Source organism: Microvirga terrae, from assembly GCF_013307435.2.
Classification (GTDB): domain Bacteria; phylum Pseudomonadota; class Alphaproteobacteria; order Rhizobiales; family Beijerinckiaceae; genus Microvirga; species Microvirga terrae.
The window spans coordinates 154,679-172,793 of record NZ_CP102846.1 but is presented as its reverse complement, the minus strand read 5'-3'; the positions used below and the strand labels follow the sequence as shown (position 1 = coordinate 172,793).

13 protein-coding genes and 1 tRNA gene are annotated in these 18,115 nt (G+C 59.8%); 12 read left to right on the top strand and 2 right to left on the bottom strand.

Annotated features, from left to right (window positions below; all coding sequences use genetic code 11):
- Positions 1-585: 585 nt before the first annotated feature.
- Positions 586-1,389, top strand: coding sequence for a DUF2182 domain-containing protein (locus tag HPT29_RS25620; protein ID WP_173945897.1), 804 nt, complete (start codon positions 586-588; stop codon positions 1,387-1,389).
- A gap of 48 nt (positions 1,390-1,437) precedes the next feature.
- A complete protein-coding gene (locus HPT29_RS25615; protein WP_210271960.1) occupies positions 1,438-2,151 on the top strand; it encodes a DUF1326 domain-containing protein in 714 nt (237 codons plus the stop codon).
- 681 nt (positions 2,152-2,832) lie between these two features.
- Here the strand turns inward: HPT29_RS25615 and HPT29_RS25610 are convergent.
- A complete protein-coding gene (locus HPT29_RS25610; protein ID WP_259061016.1) occupies positions 2,833-3,015 on the bottom strand; it encodes an RES family NAD+ phosphorylase in 183 nt (60 codons plus the stop codon).
- 931 nt (positions 3,016-3,946) lie between these two features.
- Between HPT29_RS25610 and HPT29_RS25605 the strand changes: the two genes are divergently transcribed.
- The 3 genes from HPT29_RS25605 (at position 3,947) to HPT29_RS25595 (ending at position 11,290) form a co-directional block, all read left to right on the top strand.
- Positions 3,947-9,526, top strand: a complete 5,580-nt coding sequence (locus HPT29_RS25605) for an ATP-binding sensor histidine kinase (protein ID WP_259061015.1) — start codon at positions 3,947-3,949, stop codon at positions 9,524-9,526.
- Between the two features lie 659 nt (positions 9,527-10,185).
- Positions 10,186-10,419: a hypothetical protein gene (locus tag HPT29_RS25600; protein WP_173945124.1), complete on the top strand. Its 234-nt coding sequence runs from the start codon at positions 10,186-10,188 to the stop codon at positions 10,417-10,419.
- Between the two features lie 628 nt (positions 10,420-11,047).
- Positions 11,048-11,290 carry a DUF2171 domain-containing protein gene (locus tag HPT29_RS25595; protein ID WP_173945123.1) on the top strand — a complete coding sequence of 81 codons (243 nt, stop codon included), beginning with the start codon at positions 11,048-11,050 and terminating at the stop codon, positions 11,288-11,290.
- A gap of 581 nt (positions 11,291-11,871) precedes the next feature.
- On the opposite strand, the gene HPT29_RS25590 is transcribed toward HPT29_RS25595, so the two are convergent.
- On the bottom strand, positions 11,872-12,663 hold the full coding sequence (locus HPT29_RS25590; RefSeq protein ID WP_173945122.1) for an SDR family NAD(P)-dependent oxidoreductase: 792 nt from the start codon (positions 12,661-12,663) through the stop codon (positions 11,872-11,874).
- A gap of 1,936 nt (positions 12,664-14,599) precedes the next feature.
- On the opposite strand from HPT29_RS25590, the gene HPT29_RS28970 reads away from it, so the two are divergent.
- From HPT29_RS28970 to HPT29_RS25560, 7 genes are all read left to right on the top strand, one after another.
- On the top strand, positions 14,600-14,842 hold the full coding sequence (locus tag HPT29_RS28970; RefSeq protein WP_432807336.1) for a GcrA family cell cycle regulator: 243 nt from the start codon (positions 14,600-14,602) through the stop codon (positions 14,840-14,842).
- Positions 14,843-15,058: 216 nt separating this feature from the next.
- Positions 15,059-15,340, top strand: coding sequence for a hypothetical protein (locus HPT29_RS25585; RefSeq protein WP_259061013.1), 282 nt, complete (start codon positions 15,059-15,061; stop codon positions 15,338-15,340).
- A 292-nt stretch (positions 15,341-15,632) separates the two neighbouring features.
- A complete protein-coding gene (locus tag HPT29_RS25580) occupies positions 15,633-16,286 on the top strand; it encodes a hypothetical protein (RefSeq protein ID WP_173945120.1) in 654 nt (217 codons plus the stop codon).
- Between the two features lie 325 nt (positions 16,287-16,611).
- Positions 16,612-17,289: a CYTH domain-containing protein gene (locus tag HPT29_RS25575; RefSeq protein ID WP_173945119.1), complete on the top strand. Its 678-nt coding sequence runs from the start codon at positions 16,612-16,614 to the stop codon at positions 17,287-17,289.
- Positions 17,290-17,437: 148 nt separating this feature from the next.
- Positions 17,438-17,513: transfer RNA gene (locus tag HPT29_RS25570), tRNA-Ile, on the top strand.
- 74 nt (positions 17,514-17,587) lie between these two features.
- Positions 17,588-17,803, top strand: a complete 216-nt coding sequence (locus tag HPT29_RS25565; protein ID WP_173945118.1) for a hypothetical protein — start codon at positions 17,588-17,590, stop codon at positions 17,801-17,803.
- Positions 17,800-18,063 carry a hypothetical protein gene (locus tag HPT29_RS25560; protein ID WP_173945117.1) on the top strand — a complete coding sequence of 88 codons (264 nt, stop codon included), beginning with the start codon at positions 17,800-17,802 and terminating at the stop codon, positions 18,061-18,063. Before HPT29_RS25565 ends, HPT29_RS25560 begins: the two co-directional genes overlap by 4 nt.
- Positions 18,064-18,115: the final 52 nt, after the last annotated feature.

Sequence of the window (18,115 nt, the reverse complement as noted above, 5' to 3'; positions counted from 1 at the left end):
GACCATGGTCCCGAAACTGAGTCTGAACGATCTCGCTTTTGTGAAAGGTAGTACCAACCGGAAGAGGTCCTGCTAACGCAGCTGTCGCCGCCAAACAGACAATTGCCGAGACGGTAGCAGCAAGACCAACTGTGGAGTAAGTCGTAGAACAGTCCTCGTTTTTCTGTGAGCCCCCGCGAGGGGAGACACCTAGGCAGGTGAACGGTCGGTTGATTCGAGCATTACGATTTGTTCATGGATGCTCCAGGTGCATCGGAGAGCGAACTCATTATCATTCAGAAAAGATTCCTCGGGCTGTCGTTCTGGAACTAGCCCGGCAACGTACAGTTCCGCGACGTCCTTTCGAGCGACGATTCCAATCCTCTAAACTGCTATCAATGTTTCACCCGATTTTGTCACAAATCGTTGTGCCTCTGTCCTGATCCAGGGACAAAACGGTGTTGTTGGCTCGAGCTGCGAGCTCCATAAAGGGCGCTGGGGTCGCCACCGCTCCAATTCCCGACCGGGGTGCCTCCTCTGATGGGGACCAGGATGGCAGAACCAAGTAAGGTCCATCACGTGGCTAACGCCAGACATGATGTCGACATGCACTGGGCGCTCGATCTTTTCAACCTTGCGGTGTTGCAGCGCGATCAAGTGCTGGTGATCTCTGGCCTCGCGTTCATTACAATCTCAGCATGGGCGTGGACGCTGATCGGCGCGAGTACAATAATAAGCTCCGACGGTGAAATGGGAGATATGATTGGTTCAATCACAATGCGCGTTGCCCCGTGGTCGCCGTCCCATGCGGCTCTGATCTTTCTGATGTGGTGGATTATGATGGCTGCAATGATGCTGCCCAGTGCCATGCCATTGGTCCTGCTCGCCACATCTCTCCACCTTCGCAAGGATCGGGGTGGGTCACCTTCTCTCATGGCAAGCGCTCTGACGGCCGGATATCTCGCGGTGTGGGGATCGTTCAGTCTCTGTGCTACCCTTGTCCAATGGGGCCTAGAAGTATCCGGCTTCATCTCCCCCATGACGATGGCGGCGGGTCCCGTCCTTGCTGCCGCCATCCTCATCGCCGCTGGTCTCTATCAGTTTTCGCCCATCAAGGGTATCTGCCTCACGCGCTGCCGTTCGCCCATCGGCTTCATCGCTGAACATTGGCGCCCCGGAGCCGTAGGCGGCTTCCGCATGGGCCTACTGCATGGCGGCTTTTGCGTCGGGTGCTGCTGGTTCCTGATGGGACTGCTGTTTGTCGGGGGCATTATGAACCCGTTTTGGATAGGGGGTATTGCCCTCTATGTCCTACTGGAAAAGATCACCCCGCACGGCACATGTCTGATCCGGGCGAGTGCGGCAACGATGGTCGGCGCCGGCATCGTAGTGCTGGCTGGAGCGCTCTGACCGCATCGCATTCACAGGACGCACCGCATTTCGGTGGGAAGGATCACCATGATTGACTGGTACGTGGAAGGAATCTCATTTGGCAGCTGCAACTGTGATTATGGCTGCCCCTGCCAATTCGAGCGAAGACCATCACACGGAAACTGCCGCGGTTTCGAGGTGGTCCGAATTGACAGAGGCCATTTTGGTGACGTGCCGTTGGGTAACCTGCACGTGGCTCTGTTCTATGCATGGCCAGGAGCCATCTTCGAGGGTGGTGGCACAATGCAGGCCGTCATCGACGAACGCGCGGACGAGCGTCAGCGTCAGGCTCTGGCCACGATTATTCACGGTGGAGAGACCCAGGAAGCGAAGACCCATTGGTGGGTCTTCCACGCCATGGCGAGCACGGTGCATGAGCCGATATTCGCACCGATTGCGTTCGAGGCTGACATCGATCGGCGAAGGGCCAGTGTTTCTATCGTGGGACGGCTCGTAGCGAGCGGACGACCGATCATCAGCCCTGCCACCGGCGAGGAACACCGAGTGCGAATTGACCTCCCGAAAGGGATAGAGTTTGAACTGGCTGAGATCGGTAGCGCCTCGGCCCAAGGATGGGGTCCGATTCCGCTTGAGCTCGACGATACCTATGGACAGTTCAATGTCCTGCGGCTCACAGGTGCCGGCGTAGTCCATGCCCGAGGCCGTCAACCATCGGACAGTCCCGCGCGCTACGGGGATCAAAGCGCAGATTCATCTTGGCGAAAGTATGGGAGTTTCTGACTTTGGTGGTGAAGTCCCCAATCCCGTTGCCGTCGATGCCGCAGATTTCGAGCCTATTCGATGTGTACATAGCGGGGATTACGCCATTTTGCGTAGGGGTAAGTCGGAGTACACGGGAGGTTTCCTAGTCCCCAGCGGGTCAGGCGCAGTCGGGTCTCATGCAGGCGGTCGTTCAGGGGTATGGCGGCGGATCAGGTCGACGAGGCAAGCCACTTCTTTCTTGCAGAGGCCTCCGGCGCTGCTGGGCTGGTGGAAGTCCTTGCCCGCTCGATGTGGAGTGCGAGGTCATCGCGGATACCTCGGGCTACTTCAGGCACATGCGATAGGGTCAGACACTAGACAAGTACTGGATCGCATCGTCTGACCCAGCAGGCGACGCGCACGAGCACGGCGTACGAGACAGGAGACTTCTTTGAATCTGTGGCGATTACCATTGCCGAAAGCGATGGGAGAACTGCCGCCGGCAGCTGCCGCACCTCAACCGCGATAGGTGCGATGTCGGATTTCGACTGGTAATCGTACATGCAGGGACCAGCGGATTTATCTCCCGCATCAAGACCGAAGGGGAGGGATCGAAAGGGCTTTGGTGTGGAAACTTGAGCTATGAGCTCAGGAGAGGAGGAGCCAGAGGGTCAAATCTCTCTTCTCATAGATCGTGGAGATTACAGCGCCATCCCAAACCTAGGTGAGTTGGCGCTCTTGACGGCAGTTGAACAACACCTTCGGGCGGAAGATGGCGATGCATTCGCCCTTCGCATCACGGACGCTGTCATAGGCGATACCGGATGAGCCATTGGTCCTGAGTTTGATCGCGATCGCCTGAGGACAATCTCGCGAAATGGATGCAGGATTTGCATGCTCCACGTCTCCGGGACATCGTCGCTGCAGCGGCACTTCGTAGGCTGGTCACCACCATGTGGGGCGCAATACAAGACGCTCAGGAATATGATCCGGCCGGTATAACGCTGATTGCACGCTTCATCTTGGTCGCTGCGATGCCAGCGCTGAAGGTCCGGATTTGCCAGAACCCAGCGCAAGGACCTCATCCTCGCCTTAACATTCGAGTGCGGCGGGATGGCATGCTGCTGGTAATTCGCGGCGTAGGTCAGGAGGAGCTACTGGGATTTGTGACCACCAGCGACGATCGAGGCACCTCTACCCAAGGACTCGGTTCCTGCAGCTCCCTGTAAACCACAGCATCCGCGCCACGGAGCAGTAGGAGCGCAAGTACTTCTGGGCTCTTCCTTCGCGATCTAAACGGGATCCTGTTGGAGATCGCCACGGGTGATCCGGGCTTCGCGGTCAACGAGCCGGCCGGGAGCCTTGGCCAAACCCTGAAACTGCCCCGCTTCCTCGAATTGGGCCGAGCTAACATCAAGGCATTGCTGCCGAAGGTCGCCTAGTCCCACCGGCACCCGAACCGGTTCGGATGAATGGGACCCTTTCCATTCCGCCTTACGACGGCTGAAAAAGCCTAGATTGAAATGCCATAACCATACCGAGCTTTCGTTTATTCATCGCTTCGAGCCTGCCACGGCGCCGACCGGCCACCGCTCCTGCACGCCATTGGTGGCAACGAGGACAACCAGCTGGGACGCTCGCGCTCCGTTCCGTCGAACAAACCATACAAGCCGCCCGGGGCTGATAGGTCCCGTCCGCAGGTTGAAGAACTGTGGCTCTCCTCCCAAGGCTGATACCATCTCCCCCTTGGCAATGGCAAAACCGTGAGATTAAGCTGGTCGTAGCCACTACGAGACGAGACTGACTGCCCCCCAGCTTGCCAGCGGAGCCCCAGATGGACCCATCCCTTCAGGTCAAGGGTGAGGGAACTGAAACCTTCCAGGTTTTGTGGCAGGACGGCGAACGCGCACTCTGCAGACAACGAAGCAATCCCGATCAGACTGCCGTTCTGGTCGTGGTTCCGGCTACAGAGTATCCCTCGCCCGCCAGTCTCGAGCGGCTGGCGCACTCATTCAGCCTGAAGGACGAGCTTGATGCTGCTTGGGCGCTGCGTCCGCTCGCGCTGAAGCGCGAGCGGGGCCGGACCATCCTGGTGCTGGAGGATCCCGGCGGCGAGCCGCTCGCCCGGCGGCTTGGCTCCCCCTTAGAGATAGGACAGTTTCTGTCGCTGGCGATCGGCATCGCGACAGCTCTGGGCCAGCTCCACCAGCGCGGTCTCATCCACAAGGACCTCAAGCCCGCCCACATCCTCGTCGGCTGCCCCGACGGGCAGGTGCGCCTGACCGGGTTCGGCATCGCCTCGCGCCTGGCGCGCGAGCGCCAAACGCCTGAGCCGCCCGAGACCATCGCCGGCACGCTCGCCTACATGGCCCCCGAGCAGACCGGGCGCATGAATCGCTCAATTGACTCCAGGAGCGACCTCTACGCCTTGGGGGTCATCTTCTACGAGATGCTCACCGGTACGCTGCCGTTTGTGGCCGCTGATCCCATGGAGTGGATCCACTGCCACATCGCCCGCCAGCCGGATCCTCCCAACCTGCGCAACGCCGCGGTACCAGCGCAGCTGTCGGCGATCGTCCTGAAGCTGTTGGCGAAAACTGCGGACGACCGCTACCAGACGGCGGCGGGCCTCATCGCGGACCTGCGCCGATGCCTGGACGAGTGGAAGGCCGTGGGACGAGTGCAGCCTTTTCCGCTCGGGACGCAGGACGCGTCGGACCGGTTGCTGATTCCCGAGCATCTCTATGGACGTGAGAACGAAATCGAAACGCTCATCGCCACGTTCGATCGTGTCGCCGCGAATGGCGCCGTGGAACTCGTACTGGTCTCCGGGTACTCGGGGATCGGAAAGTCGTCCGTCGTCAATGAGCTGCACAAGGTACTCATTCCGCCCCGGGGGATGTTTGCCGCCGGGAAGTTCGATCAATACAAGCGCGACATACCCTATGCAACCCTGACCCAAGCTTTTCAAGGCCTCGTCAGGCCTCTTCTGGCGAAGAGCGACGTGGAATTGGCTACCTGGCGCGACGCGCTGATCGAGGCGCTCGCCCCAAACGCCCGGCTGATGACCGATCTCATTCCGGAGCTGCGACTGATCATCGGAGAGCAACCGCCGGTGCCGGAACTGGAGCCGCAGCAGGCGCAGCATCGGTTTCAGCTCGTATTTCGCCGATTTATAGCCGTATTCGCGCAGCCCGAACATCCGCTGGCTCTGTTCCTCGACGACCTGCAGTGGCTCGATGCGGCAACGCTCGATCTGCTCGAAGATGTACTGACCCGGGGCGACTTGCATAATCTGATGCTGATTGGGGCCTACCGCGACAACGAAGTGGATGCCGCCCACCCGCTCCGACGCAGGCTCGAGGCGATCAAGCGCGCCGGCGGCCGGATCCACGAGCTCGCGCTCGCCCCGCTCGCGCGACGGCACATCGAGCGGTTGCTCGCCCACACCCTGCACTGCGAAGCGCAGCATGCCACTCCGCTTGCGGAGCTGGTATACGAGAAAACGGAAGGCAATCCGTTTTTCGTGATGCAGTTTCTCTCGTCGCTCTTCGAGGAGGGGCTGCTGTGGTTTGACCATGCGGGCTCACGCTGGTCGTGGAACCTTGAGCTGATCCACGCCAAGCGGTACACCGACAACGTCGTGGATCTCATGGTGGCCAAACTGGCGCGTCTGCCGGCCGAGACACAGCAGGCGCTGCCGCAGCTAGCCTGCCTCGGAAATGTCGCCGAGGCGGCGATACTGACGGTCGTCCTGCAGATGTCGGAGGAGCAGGTCCACGCGGCCTTGTGGTCGGCCGTCCGTCAGCAGCTCATCGAACGCCAGGACAATCGCTACCGCTTCATCCACGATCGCGTGCAGGAAGCGGCGTATTCTCTGATCCCGGCTGCACAGCGCGCACAGGTCCATCTGCGGATCGGCAGGCTCCTCGTGGCGCGGATCCCCGCAGCGACACTTGATGAGGCGATCTTCGAAATCGTGAATCAGCTCAACCGAGGCGCCAAGTTGATGACCGCACGTGAGGAGCGGGAGCAGTTGGCAGAATACAACCTGCGCGCGGCGCTCCGCGCGAAGTCCTCGGTCGCCTACGCGTCGGCATTGAGCTATCTCGCGGCGGGCAGACAGCTGTTAGGCGGCGATGCCTGGGAACGGCGTCACGAACTGTGCTTCGCGCTCGCAATGAACCAAGCGGAATGCGAGTTCCTCACTGGGCAATTGCCCGCGGCCGAGCAGCATCTGCTTACGCTGTCGGAACGTGCAACCACGGCGGTAGAGCAGGCTAGCGTAGCGTGCCTTCAGCTCGATGTGTACACATTTCTCGATCAGAACAGCCGCGCAGTCGACGTTTGTCTCGACTATCTTCGAGGCGTCGGTATTACATGGACGGCGGCGCCCACGGATGGCGAGGTGCAAGCGGAGTACGAGAGGATATGGACTACGCTTGGCGAGCGATCGATCGAAACGCTCATCGATCTACCTCTGATGACGGATCCCGCATCGCTCGCGACCGCCGAGGTGCTCAGCAAGCTCTTTTCGACCGCGGCTTTCACAGCTCCGAACCTCGCGTCACTGACGATCTGCAAAGCGATCAGTCTCAGTCTCGAGCGCGGCGTCTGCGACGCGTCGTGCCTGTCCTATGTTTTGCTTGGGCGAATTGCCGGGCCGCGGTTCAACAACTACGAGGCCGGGTGGCGTTTTGGTCAACTCGGCTACCAGTTCGTGGAGCGGCGGGGCTTGAAGAGGTTCGAGGCGAGCACATTCCTCTGCTTCTCGATCTTTGTCATTGGCTGGATGAGGCACATACGGACGGCGTCCGATCTGGTGCGTCGTGCGTTCGAGGTCGCCAATCGGGTCGGTGACCTCACCTATGGCGCGTACACGCGCAACATCCTCGCTTCGGATCTGCTCTTTGCCGGCGAGGCATTGCCAGACGCGCAGCGTGAGATTGAGCAGGGTCTCGAATATGCACGAAACGCACAGTTTCCGCTCGTCGTCGAGTTTCTTACCACGCAGCTCGCATTGGTCCGGACGCTCCGGGGGGTAACCCCGACGTTTGGCAGCTTCAACGACGTCGAGTACGATGAGCATCTCACCGAGAAGCGGTTCGGTACAAATCCGGAGCTCGGAATTGCCGCGTGTTTCTACTGGATCCGGAAGCTGCAGGCGCGCTACCTGGCCGGCGACTACGCCACCGCACTACACGCCGCAACCAACGCGTATCAGCTCCTGTCGACGACGTCGTCTCTCATTGAGGAGGCGGAGTATCACTTCTATAGCGGCTTGGCGCACGTGGCGCGTTGTGACACGGTATCGGGGAGCGACCGCGAGGCGTACATCGCTGCCATTAGGTTGCATCACGTACAGCTTCAGAAGTGGGCAGAGATTGGGCCGGATAACTTCGAGCACCGCGCCGCGCTTCTTGGCGCCGAGCTGGCCCGGATCTCGGGCGATGACGCTGACGCGATGCGCGGCTACGAACTGGCACTGCGGTCCGCGCGCCAGAATGGATTTATCCACAACGAAGCGCTTACTCACGAGCTCGCCTCCCGCTTCTATGCCGCGCGTGGCTTCGACAATTTCGCGCAGCTCTACTGGCGAAACGCTCGCTCTGGCTACCAGCAGTGGGGTGCTGAGGGCAAGGTGCGGCACCTTGAGGCGATGTACCCGCACCTGAGAGCAGAAGAGCCTGCTCCTGCAACCACGATCGCCGCGCCGGTCGAACACCTGGATCTGTCCACCGTGATCAAGGTGTCGCAGGCAGTCTCGGGCGAGATCGTGCTCGACAAGCTGCTTGAGACGCTCGTGCGCACCGCCCTCGAGCAGGCCGGCGCCGAACGCGGCGTGCTGATCCTGACGCATGGGGCCGAGCAGCACGTGGCGGCCGAGGCCACAACCCGCGGCGACCAGGTCAGCGTGTGCCTGCGCGACGAGCCCGTGTCCCCCGACCGGCTGCCGGGGGCAGTGCTGCACTATGCCCTGCGCACCCGCGAGAGCGTCGTTCTCGACGATGCGGCGCAGTCCTCGTTCGCCGCCGATGCCTACATCCGCCAGCACCAGGTCCGGTCCGTGCTCTGCCTGCCGCTGCTCAACCAGGCCAAGGTCATCGGGCTGCTCTACCTCGAGAACAACCTGACCCCCCGGGTGTTCGCCCCGGCCCGCATTCCCGTGCTCAAGCTGCTCGCCTCCCAGGCGGCGGTCTCGCTCGAGAATACCCGCCTGTACAAGGACTTGGCGGAGCGCGAGGCCAGGATCCGGCGCCTGGTCGACGCCGACGTGATCGGGATCGTCATCTGGGACCTGGACGGGCGTCTGCTCGATGCCAACGATGCCTTCCTGCGCATGGTCCAGTACACCCGCGAGGATGTGGCCGCGGGCATGCGCTGGTTCGACATGACGCCGCCGGAATGGCAGGAGGCGCATGTACTCGAGGAGGCGGAGGAGCTGAAGACGACCGGCATGATGAAAGCGCGCGAGAAGGAGTTCTTCCGCCGGGACGGCAGCCGGGTGCCGGTGCTGATCGGGGCAGCCTGCTTCGATGAGCCGCCCGACCAGGGGGTGGCCTATATTCTCGACCTGAGCGAGCGCAAGCGGGCGGAAGCGGAAGCGCGCGAGAGCGAGCGGCGCTACCGTGAGGTGCAACTGGAGCTGGCGCATGCCAACCGGGTCACCACCATGGGCCAGCTGACCGGCTCGATTGCGCACGAGGTCAACCAGCCGATCGCCGCCACGGTGATCAGCGCGCAGGCGGCGCTGCGCTGGCTGGGGCGTCAGCCGCCGGATCTGGACGAGGTGCGCCAGTTGCTGGCCCAGATCGTCAAGAACGGCGCGCGCGCCGGCGAGGTCATCCACCGGATCCGGGCTCTGATCAAGAAGGCGCCGGCCCAGCAGGATGTGCTGGCGATCAACGGCCCGATCCGGGAGGTGATCGAGCTGACCCGCACCGAGGCGATGAAGAGCCGCGTCTCAGTCACGGCCGAGCTGGCCGAGAACCTGCCGCTCATCTGCGGCGACCGGGTGCAGCTGCAGCAGGTGATGCTCAACCTGATCGTGAACGCGATCGAGGCGCTGAGCGGGGTGCACGAGGGGGCGCGGGAGGTGGTGATCCGGACGGAGCAGGACGGGGCGGGCGATGTGCTTGTCAGCGTGCGGGATACCGGCCCGGGGCTGGACGCGCAGGGGATCGAGCAGGTGTTCGAGGCGTTTTACACGACCAAGGCCAGCGGCATGGGCATGGGGCTGTCGATCTGCCGCTCGATCATCGAGGCGCATGGCGGGCGCCTGTGGGCGAGCCCGAACGAGCCTCGCGGCGCCAGGCTCCAGTTCACGCTTCCACCATGGCAGGAGGACGTTGCCGCTGAGAATAGAGCGAGCAGACCAGCGGCACGACATCGTCACCTTAACGGATTGAGTTAGAGCCGACTCTTCCTGAACGGGTATGTCGGAGGCTGCCTCGAAGCCAGAAACCTCTGCTCAGAGACGGAACTCGCGAACAAGGATCATGCGATGGACCGGCAGCATTTGTGTTGGCAGGATGCGGAAAGAAACTTGCAACCTGATCATTAATCGAGAGAACGCGCTGGGCCTGCCCGAGAGAATTGAAGCGCGTCCTGATACGCTCGCGCTACCCCGACCTCTGATAACTGTTCTCGGCACGATTGTTCAAGCCCTATCGCTGCAGAGGCTCTAGGCCTCCATCACTCCCATCGTGGACAGCGGCATAAGTAACCACCATGTTTGTAATCTCCAAACCAGGTACGACGCTCTGCTTCGTGAGCAGCTTTCGCGACAGGAGCTTGTCGGTTATCGCATTTCGGCGACTTTGATCCAGGAGGCCAGGCACGGTTCCGTGTCAGCCAACGACCTGCGAGAGCCACTGCTTTTGGACTGCAATCCTGATGGAGACCCTGTCCAGGTGCCACTTGTCCCTGGGTATTCGAGAGGCGGCTAATCTGCTGAGCGTACCTCTAGCCGAATTTCAGCACCCGATGCAGCATGGGGCCCCGTTTCCCTGGAACACACGCCGCCGCATCATAGACCGAACACTCTATTTGTCGGGATGCGAGCCCCTTGGCATGAGCGACGCTCTGAACGACCTGGAAACCTGTCCGGAGATCAGGCGGCCTGAAACACGCATCGGCGAGGTTTGGCTCGGCGGTCAGGCGCCGTTAAACGGCCTGCTCGGGGGAAATCTTGAGCATACGGTGACGCCTTCTGTTGTAGGTGGGTTGAAGCCCTTGAGCAGCGTCTCGCGATCTTGGTGGCTATTGATCGCGATCCCTGGACCTCACGCTGCCCTCAGCCACTGAAGCGCCCCACGAAGCCATTAACTGAGGCGTATAGGGCTTGTTCGTTCTATGCCGCACCTTCCGGACCGCTGCCATCGTCATACAACAAGGTTACGGCAACTTACGGCAATGCCGCTCAGTCGTGAACCCTGGCGGGAAGCGACAGCTTTCGTGCATCAACTTCGTCTGGTGGTTCGGATAGCCTGAGGCCTCCTGAAGTAAGCGCTGATAACCATCTTAAAGATTTCGCAGCGCCTGCTACCGGCGTTGGGTTCGGGGCATCAGCAAAAACGGGGAAAGCCTTTCCCGGTGCGGGTGATCGTTCGCCCTCGTGCTGTTCGAGTTCTATCCTTTGAGGCAAAACAGCCAGCGCTACGCAAGAGCAAGGTCGAAGGCCAAGCGGCAGCAGCCCATGATGAATGACTGCTCGATCCGCTCCGGCATCCGCTAAACCTGGAAGCAAAGGGCTCTTCTGATCTCCATTTGATCAGAGTATAATGGGGAGCATTCACGACGTTCAAAAGTCGGTCTGGCTCACTTTGTCCGCCACCTAAAGGAAGTGATGCTTCTCAGCCTCGTAGTAAACTATCCGTCGCGTCCTTGCGGTATTGAGCCTGAACCATCCCCATTCTCGCGCCGGAGATGTACAGTGATCGAACTCGACAAGATCCACAAGGGAATGGATGTACTGACATCCGATGGCCACCGGATCGGCGCGGTTCGTGAGGTCCTGGGCCATGTTCTGTTTCTAGATACGGGGCGCTGCCCGGACCCGAAAGTCTCTGTATCGATGATGTGGATTGCCGATATCAGCCAAGCGGTCGAGCTTGCGAAGACGCGAGAGCAGGTTGAACATGAGTGGCGCGCGCGGGGCTACAACGAGGCTCCATGAAGCGGCTGTGTGACTCCACAGGGTAGCGCGGCTGTATCGGAGATGTCTTGCCGCTACGACTCGGTTGAGGCGAGTTTGGCGAGTTCCGTGGCAAACTTGCGGAGGTCGTCATATACGTAGTCTGCTGCCGCGACTTGAGCCTGAGAGACTGTCGGGTCGAACAATTGGTCGCCATTGATGCAGAACGTGTAAGGCCGGCCGTCCAACATGAATGTCATCGCAATCAGGTTGCCTCGGCGCACGATTCAGAAATCATCGATCCAGAGTTCGGCTATCCGAGATCTCCTAGGATATGTTCGCCTTCCCTGAGAACATCAGATGCGGCGAGAGGTATCCCAGCCTGATTGATCCGATGTTCCAGGGTGATCGGTCACGCACAGGATCCAGCAGGCTGCTGCAGATCACATTCGCGATCCCGCTACAACCCGCCGGCCGTCCATCTGAGGCGAGGCATGGACAAGCAGATTCGTTCGTTAGATATGCGCCATCTGACGCTCGCTTAGCAGAAGCAAAGCCGGCAGACCATACCTCCTCAATCAGAGGCTCTGATTCACACCTTCGCCACCTTAAGAGTTCGAAGGCTAAGCTATCGTTGAGATGAGCCCACCTTCGACACGCAATGCCGCGCCGTTTGTCGCGGACGCTAAAGGGCTTGCTAGGTATGCGACGAGGCTCGCTATTTCGCTAGGATCGATCATGCGCTGCAAAAGCGACGATTGCCGGGCCTTTGCGAAGAACTCGGCCTCAATTGTCGCCATCGAAGCAGAGGGATTACTCGCTTGGCTGCGTAGGAAGCTTTCTATACCTTCCGCGCGGGTTGGACCGGGCAGGACGGAATTAACAGTGACTCTTGTCCCTCTGGTCAGTTCTGCGAGTCCGCGGGCAAGGGACAGTTGTGCTGTCTTTGTTACGGCGTAGTGGATCATTTCCTTTGGAACTGACAGGGCTGACTCGCTCGACACAAATATAATGCGTCCCTGATTACGGTGAAGCATTGCTGGAAAAGCTGCTCGCGCGAGCCGTACCCCACTGACCACATTCACATCAAAGAAACGCATCCAGTCATCATCTGTGATGTCGCCGAACGCTTTGCTCTCATAGATACCGAGATTGTTGACGAGGATGTCCACCTGTCCCGCTTCTTCAAGCAGGGCAGACGCCCCATCAGCGGTCGTCACATCAGAAACGACACCACGCACCGAGTTGCCGCTGGAGATCTTGATCCCACGTACGGCGGTATTGACCTTTTCCGCGCCACGTCCGGAGATGATCACCTCCGCGCCCTCGGCAGCAAGCCGGTGGGCAATCCCAAGACCAATGCCGCCAGTAGAGCCGGTGACGAGAGCTGTCTGGCCGCTCCATTTCAGGTCCATGTCTTCTGCCTTCCGATTCCAAAATGCAAGACTGTGAGGGTAAGCATAAACCTCGACGAGAGGAAAATTGGCACTGTCAAGCCAGTATAGGCCTAGATCCATAGCGGCGTCTCAGGCGTGGACACTGCGCCAATTACATACCACAGCTTCTGCATTCGAGCTGAGACCATCGATCAAAATGGTATTACGTGATGTTGCTTGAGCCTTAATCTAGGGATGTGGAACGCATGTAAGCGGTTGACCTCATACCGTCGAGTAGAGAGAAGCTTATGCATGCCCGTTTGGCTCGATCATCGCAAGGAAGCACTCGAGCGAATGGCAGGCGTACACCCCGACATCTCGCTTTAGATACCATGAGCCATCCTCGTCACGCACCATCTCCTTCGTCCTATGCTCGATCTTGGCAAGGAAGCCACGCCGGAATACGTAGGGCTTCCTGCAGTGTCCACATCGGCTGCACTGATTGAGCCGTGGGTTCGTTCGCGGCGACGGGTCCATCAGGATGCCAAGGATTCTCATTGAAACCTGCCCGAGCTCTCAGGCCCTGTCATCGGGCTCAGTGAAACGGAACGCATTATCTTTGCTGAATGTGGAGCGATAGGAGGTGAAGTGTGCAAGTGAGGTTTAGTGCCAAGGCCATACGGCAGTCGATCTCGCGGATCGGTCGTGCTGACAGGCACGCCTACCGAATCATCCCTTTGTAATGCGGTCTGACCCTCCCTAACGCAGTCTCAACTCGCCTCGGTAGGCGCGCAGTCGTGCTCACGAAAACCGGTTGACGTTTCACATCCGTAGGCATGACGTTGTTATGAAGGTGGTGATGCACTGCATGCGTTGTCTGGTGTTTGGGAGACTGCTCCCGCTCGGCCCGAGCGGGGAGGGAGTAGAAGAAAGCTGAGATGACAATGATCGTCATCACGACAGCCAAGGCGTTATTGAAGACCGCCCAGATTTCGGCACGCCGCATCGAAGCCTCCTTTCCCTAAGATCGACGCCTGGCTAGGGCGGACTCATACCCTCAGTAGTCGTGAGCACGGTCATTCGCAGCCGTACAGAGTTACTCCTCGGTATGGTGATGATGATCGCGGGCGCGCTTCACGCCAATTGTCCACGTGACTGTCTCGATTGCACGTTTGTATGGGTTGACGATGCGCTGGGTACAAGAGCGAGGCCCGAGCGCTCCGCACAATTGGGAGCATGACGAGGTGCCGGGTACCGCCCCGACCGCTGATGGAATTGATGGAACGGAACGCGACCGCATGGCTCGGTCCATTGGTGATAGGCTTCAACAGTATCGTGGGAAGTGCCAGGGCTTCGCATCTCGCGGCAGATCGCTGGAACGTGCTGGATCCAGCAAGGCAGCCGTGACGCCAGTTGCGGCCGACCTTAAGGATGAGGCCTCTCTGCGCGGCGATTGCAAAGGTCAAGGCGGAAGCCGGTTGATCACAACCTGTTCACGCCAGGCGGTGGGAGCCGAGAATATCCGGGTTGACGCGGCCACGGTGCGCAATGTCCTAGATAGGCTGCGTCCTGCCGGCACCGTTCACCACGTCGCGCTGGTCACAGGTCTCAAGCACTACCTCAGCCCCTACGAAGCACATGGCAAAGGCACGCTCTCTCCCGCAGACGCCGTTTCTTTAGGAGCAGGGGCTGCTCTGGAATATATACCTGTAGATCGCATGCTCGTCATGGCCCCGTGCGCCATTGAACTGCTGCCCCAATGTGAACCGCCGTGGGAACCGGATTGACCCTTCGGGTTGACGGCCACTGCGGCTTCGGCAGCGATTGCACTCATCACCCTATGCCCTCAACTCCCATACGAAGTAATGTCGATCGCCTTGTGAAATCGCCCCGTCCGATACCCTGACTGTCTCAATCTATCTGTTGATAGATCACGCCGGCGCGGAACTCTTCTGAGCCCTGATCGTGTTGCACTCTGGTCCATGAATCGGATATCAGAGCCATGCCTGAGATCAGCCAGCCGTCGCAGCAGACCCGAACCACCTTGTTCAAGCTCCAGGCGCGTCAGTGTCGCTTCATCGTCTCGGACGATCAGTCCAGAGCAATCTTTTGCGGGAGTGAGACGCAAGAGGGCTCAAGCTGGTGCCCTTGGCACCGGCGGCTGGTCTACGCACGACCGTCCACGGCGGAGGTGAGTGCCGGGAAACGCCCGGCGTGAGAACTGCGGATCGCCATTCTTGTGAGCAGATTAGTGTCTTTGAGTGCACACTGACTTGACGGCACCTCGACCGAGGCAGCAGACCTTTTTCTTCTGGCAGAGCCCGCCTGCCTTTGATACCCCACAAGGGTAATATTAAATTCCTCTGTCTGGTGTAAAGCGATCTCAGACGCGGTGCACGAGCAGTTGTTTGCAAGCGCCGGCTCGGGGGGCGTCATGTCATTCATTCAGCACTTGGCTCCAGCCAGAGCACCCGCACGGGGGTGCACCTATAACCTGTTCCGCAACACGCCGCGGCCCGAACTTCTCTGTGCCGTGCCGGAGGATCGCCCGGTTCCCGGGTTCCTTGATCCGAGTGGCTGGAGGTTTGAGCAGACGCTGCGGCCGTCGGACAGGAGCCCGGCAGGCTTTGATGAATGGGCCGCCCGAGCTGGTGTGCGGTTTAACGGGTTCTATCTGTTCCAGATCACCGCCTCACGCAACGTGCTGGCCGCTTAACCCACACTCCTGCGTTTGCTCGAGAGACACGGCTTAAATGGTGAGGGGAGGGTGCTTGTTGACAGCAATCTGCAAGTCCACCCTGATCAGTCCGCCGGCTGTAGCTCCTGGCGACCGTAGCGTGGGTTCAGTGCTCTCACGATGTCTTGAAGAAGCAGTAAAGCAGCACCTATTCTAGAGTCATTCGAAGGTCCGACAGTCCTGATGGAAGGCGGCGTGTGCTTCTGGTATTGACGTCGTACACGCGAGATCTTAGGTCACTATCTTTCCTACACCATCATCAGCATATGACATGAAGCGGAACACCAAGCCTTTTTCGATCGAGATTAAGAAATCCCGCACTCCAGGTCAGATCAATTCTCTCCCGCCAAGGCGCCTCTTCGAGCCGAGGCAGGATGAGATGTCCCAGATAGTTCAGAAGGAGGAGCCTCAAGCAGCCGCCGAGATCTCTCCTGTCCCTCGCATCCTGCCGAGCATTGTCGAACCGATGTGGGGTAGTTCGGGGGCCGCTGAACCTGTCCAGCGCAAGGTCTCTGTAGGGGAGCCTCATCAGGAACAGATGGAGCTTGCTCTGACAACGAGCGCCTCCGGGGACGCGAAGGAGGCACACTCTGATGTGCCGGAGACCAGCGGATCTGTGCCCCAAGTTGACATTGCTCCGGAACAAGACCCGATTTCCGTTCAAGATACTCAGCCAGTGCAGGCTAAAAGTGCGAAAGACAGGTCGCGGAAGCCGACGAGGAAGGCTCCCATGGTGGTTGAGCAGGTGGATCCTCAGCAACCAATGGATGATTTTGAGCAAACAGCAGGAGCCGAGTTGCCTTGTTCACCAACGCTGACATCGCCGAAAGTGGTCAAGAGTAGACTGACCAAGCGCCAAGCTGCCTCCGTTCAACTCCCGCGACAAGAACGCTGGAAGCGGCGCCTCCATCCTGCATCCTGGTGAGGTTAGTGCACGACGGGATCTGACTGGGAAGGGATGCCCCTGACGGGGTCGATAGCCAAATCATGTTCTTAGCGGAGTGCTCACATGAGGCATACTGCATTGTAGAAGCGCGCGCTTCGGCCGATCGGACACTACCTTCATTGGGCAGTGAATAGCTGATGAACGTTTTGACAGAACTTCGAAGCTGCTTGGGCCAGCTCGGCTCCTTTAACCTCAAATACTCTAAGACAATCAAGGCAGCGCCAGTCCCTTCCCGGATCGATCCTTAAACCCTAGCTTGGAAGGAGTTGCTCGACCAACAGTACCGCTGCGGAGGATTGACCCGATGAGCACCACCCGTGTCTTCCTGCTCGCCTCCGCTCTGGCTCGCCTGATCGAGAGGGAGAGGGGAGGCCATCTCGTGCGACAAGGCTTCTTCCCGGATCGGACGGACCGGAGCGCCCACGTCCAGGTTTCAGGTGAGACCGCCCACCTCATCCTGATTGCTCACCATGTGGCCGGCCCGCGCGAGGAGCCGGCTGAGATCTCACAGGCTCAAGCCGAGGCGCTGCTCGAGTTAACCGCCGGACAGGCCGAGTATCTGAGCATTCCCATGGCCATTGGCTCACATGGTGCTACCATCCAGCGGTTCGTCACCCCGGCACCGCTCGATCTGATCAGCATCACGTTCAAACAAGACAAGACGGCACGCAAGTTCCAGCCGCCTGCTTGGTTTGGTCCCGAGGTCACCAGTGAAGCCGCCTACCAGGTCCGCTCTCTGGCTCTCACGGGTCTGCCCTCTGTTCCGGCCGTCGAGGTCACGAATGAGGCCCTCCACGGCCTGCTCGATGCCTTGGACAACCGGGTTGGCGAGCCCCAGCTGCACCCGGCTGAGGTGTCGCGTGTGTCCGAGACATCGGAAGCCGCATTGGATCCAGAGACTGACCAGGAGCTCGATGGGCTCAACATTGAGGATAGAGTGATCCGGGAACTCGCCCGTTCGTTGCAGCCGCAAGGGCGGTGATCGCGTCCTCAAGACGGTTGAGCTCGCATCGGGGAGGATTTCTGCCAGGTCGCCTGCGGGGGCAACATTGGCCACTTGATCCGCTGCGGCTGCCTGTGTCAGGGGAGGCACGGGCCATCCGCCAACGTTGAGCGGATGGCAGATGGTGGGGCCTGTAGCTATATGGTTAGAGCCGGCCGCTCATAACGGTCGGGTCGGGGGTTCAAGTCCCTCCGGGCCCACCACATATCAACCCAGCCCAGCAAAGGCGTGCAGCCCATTCCAGACGTTACTGCCGCACAACAGACCTACCCGTCCCATGATGACCGATCCCTCTCCCTCTCAGGACACTGACCTCGTCGACCATCACGACTACCGCATCCGTCTCAACCCAAGCGGCCTGGACTGGATGGCCCTCGTGACCCGGCCCGACCAGAAGCCCACCCTGGTTATGGCTCCGGAACGGGAGACAGTCCTCGCCATGGCCCGAGAGTGGATCGATCGCCAGCTGGCCTCGGACGAGAGCCTGCAATGACCTACAGCCTGATCCAGCTGGCGCCCGGCGCCTATGATCTCCTTTTGAACGGAGAGGTCGTAGCTAGTGTGGTGCGCAACAGCTCCTACCAGCCTTATACGTGGACAGCGGAACTGCTCGAGGATTTGCCTCCAGCATGGAGGCCGGCACCTTTCACGGAAATCGAGCATATCTTCGCCTCGTTAGAGGATCTTTGTGATTGGCTCGGCGAGCCTCAGATCAAAACCAACAATAGGCATAGGGACACTTGGGAGCGGTGAGCGCCCCTATTCTTTAGCTGCCGCATCGGATGCTGTTCCGTGTTCACACATC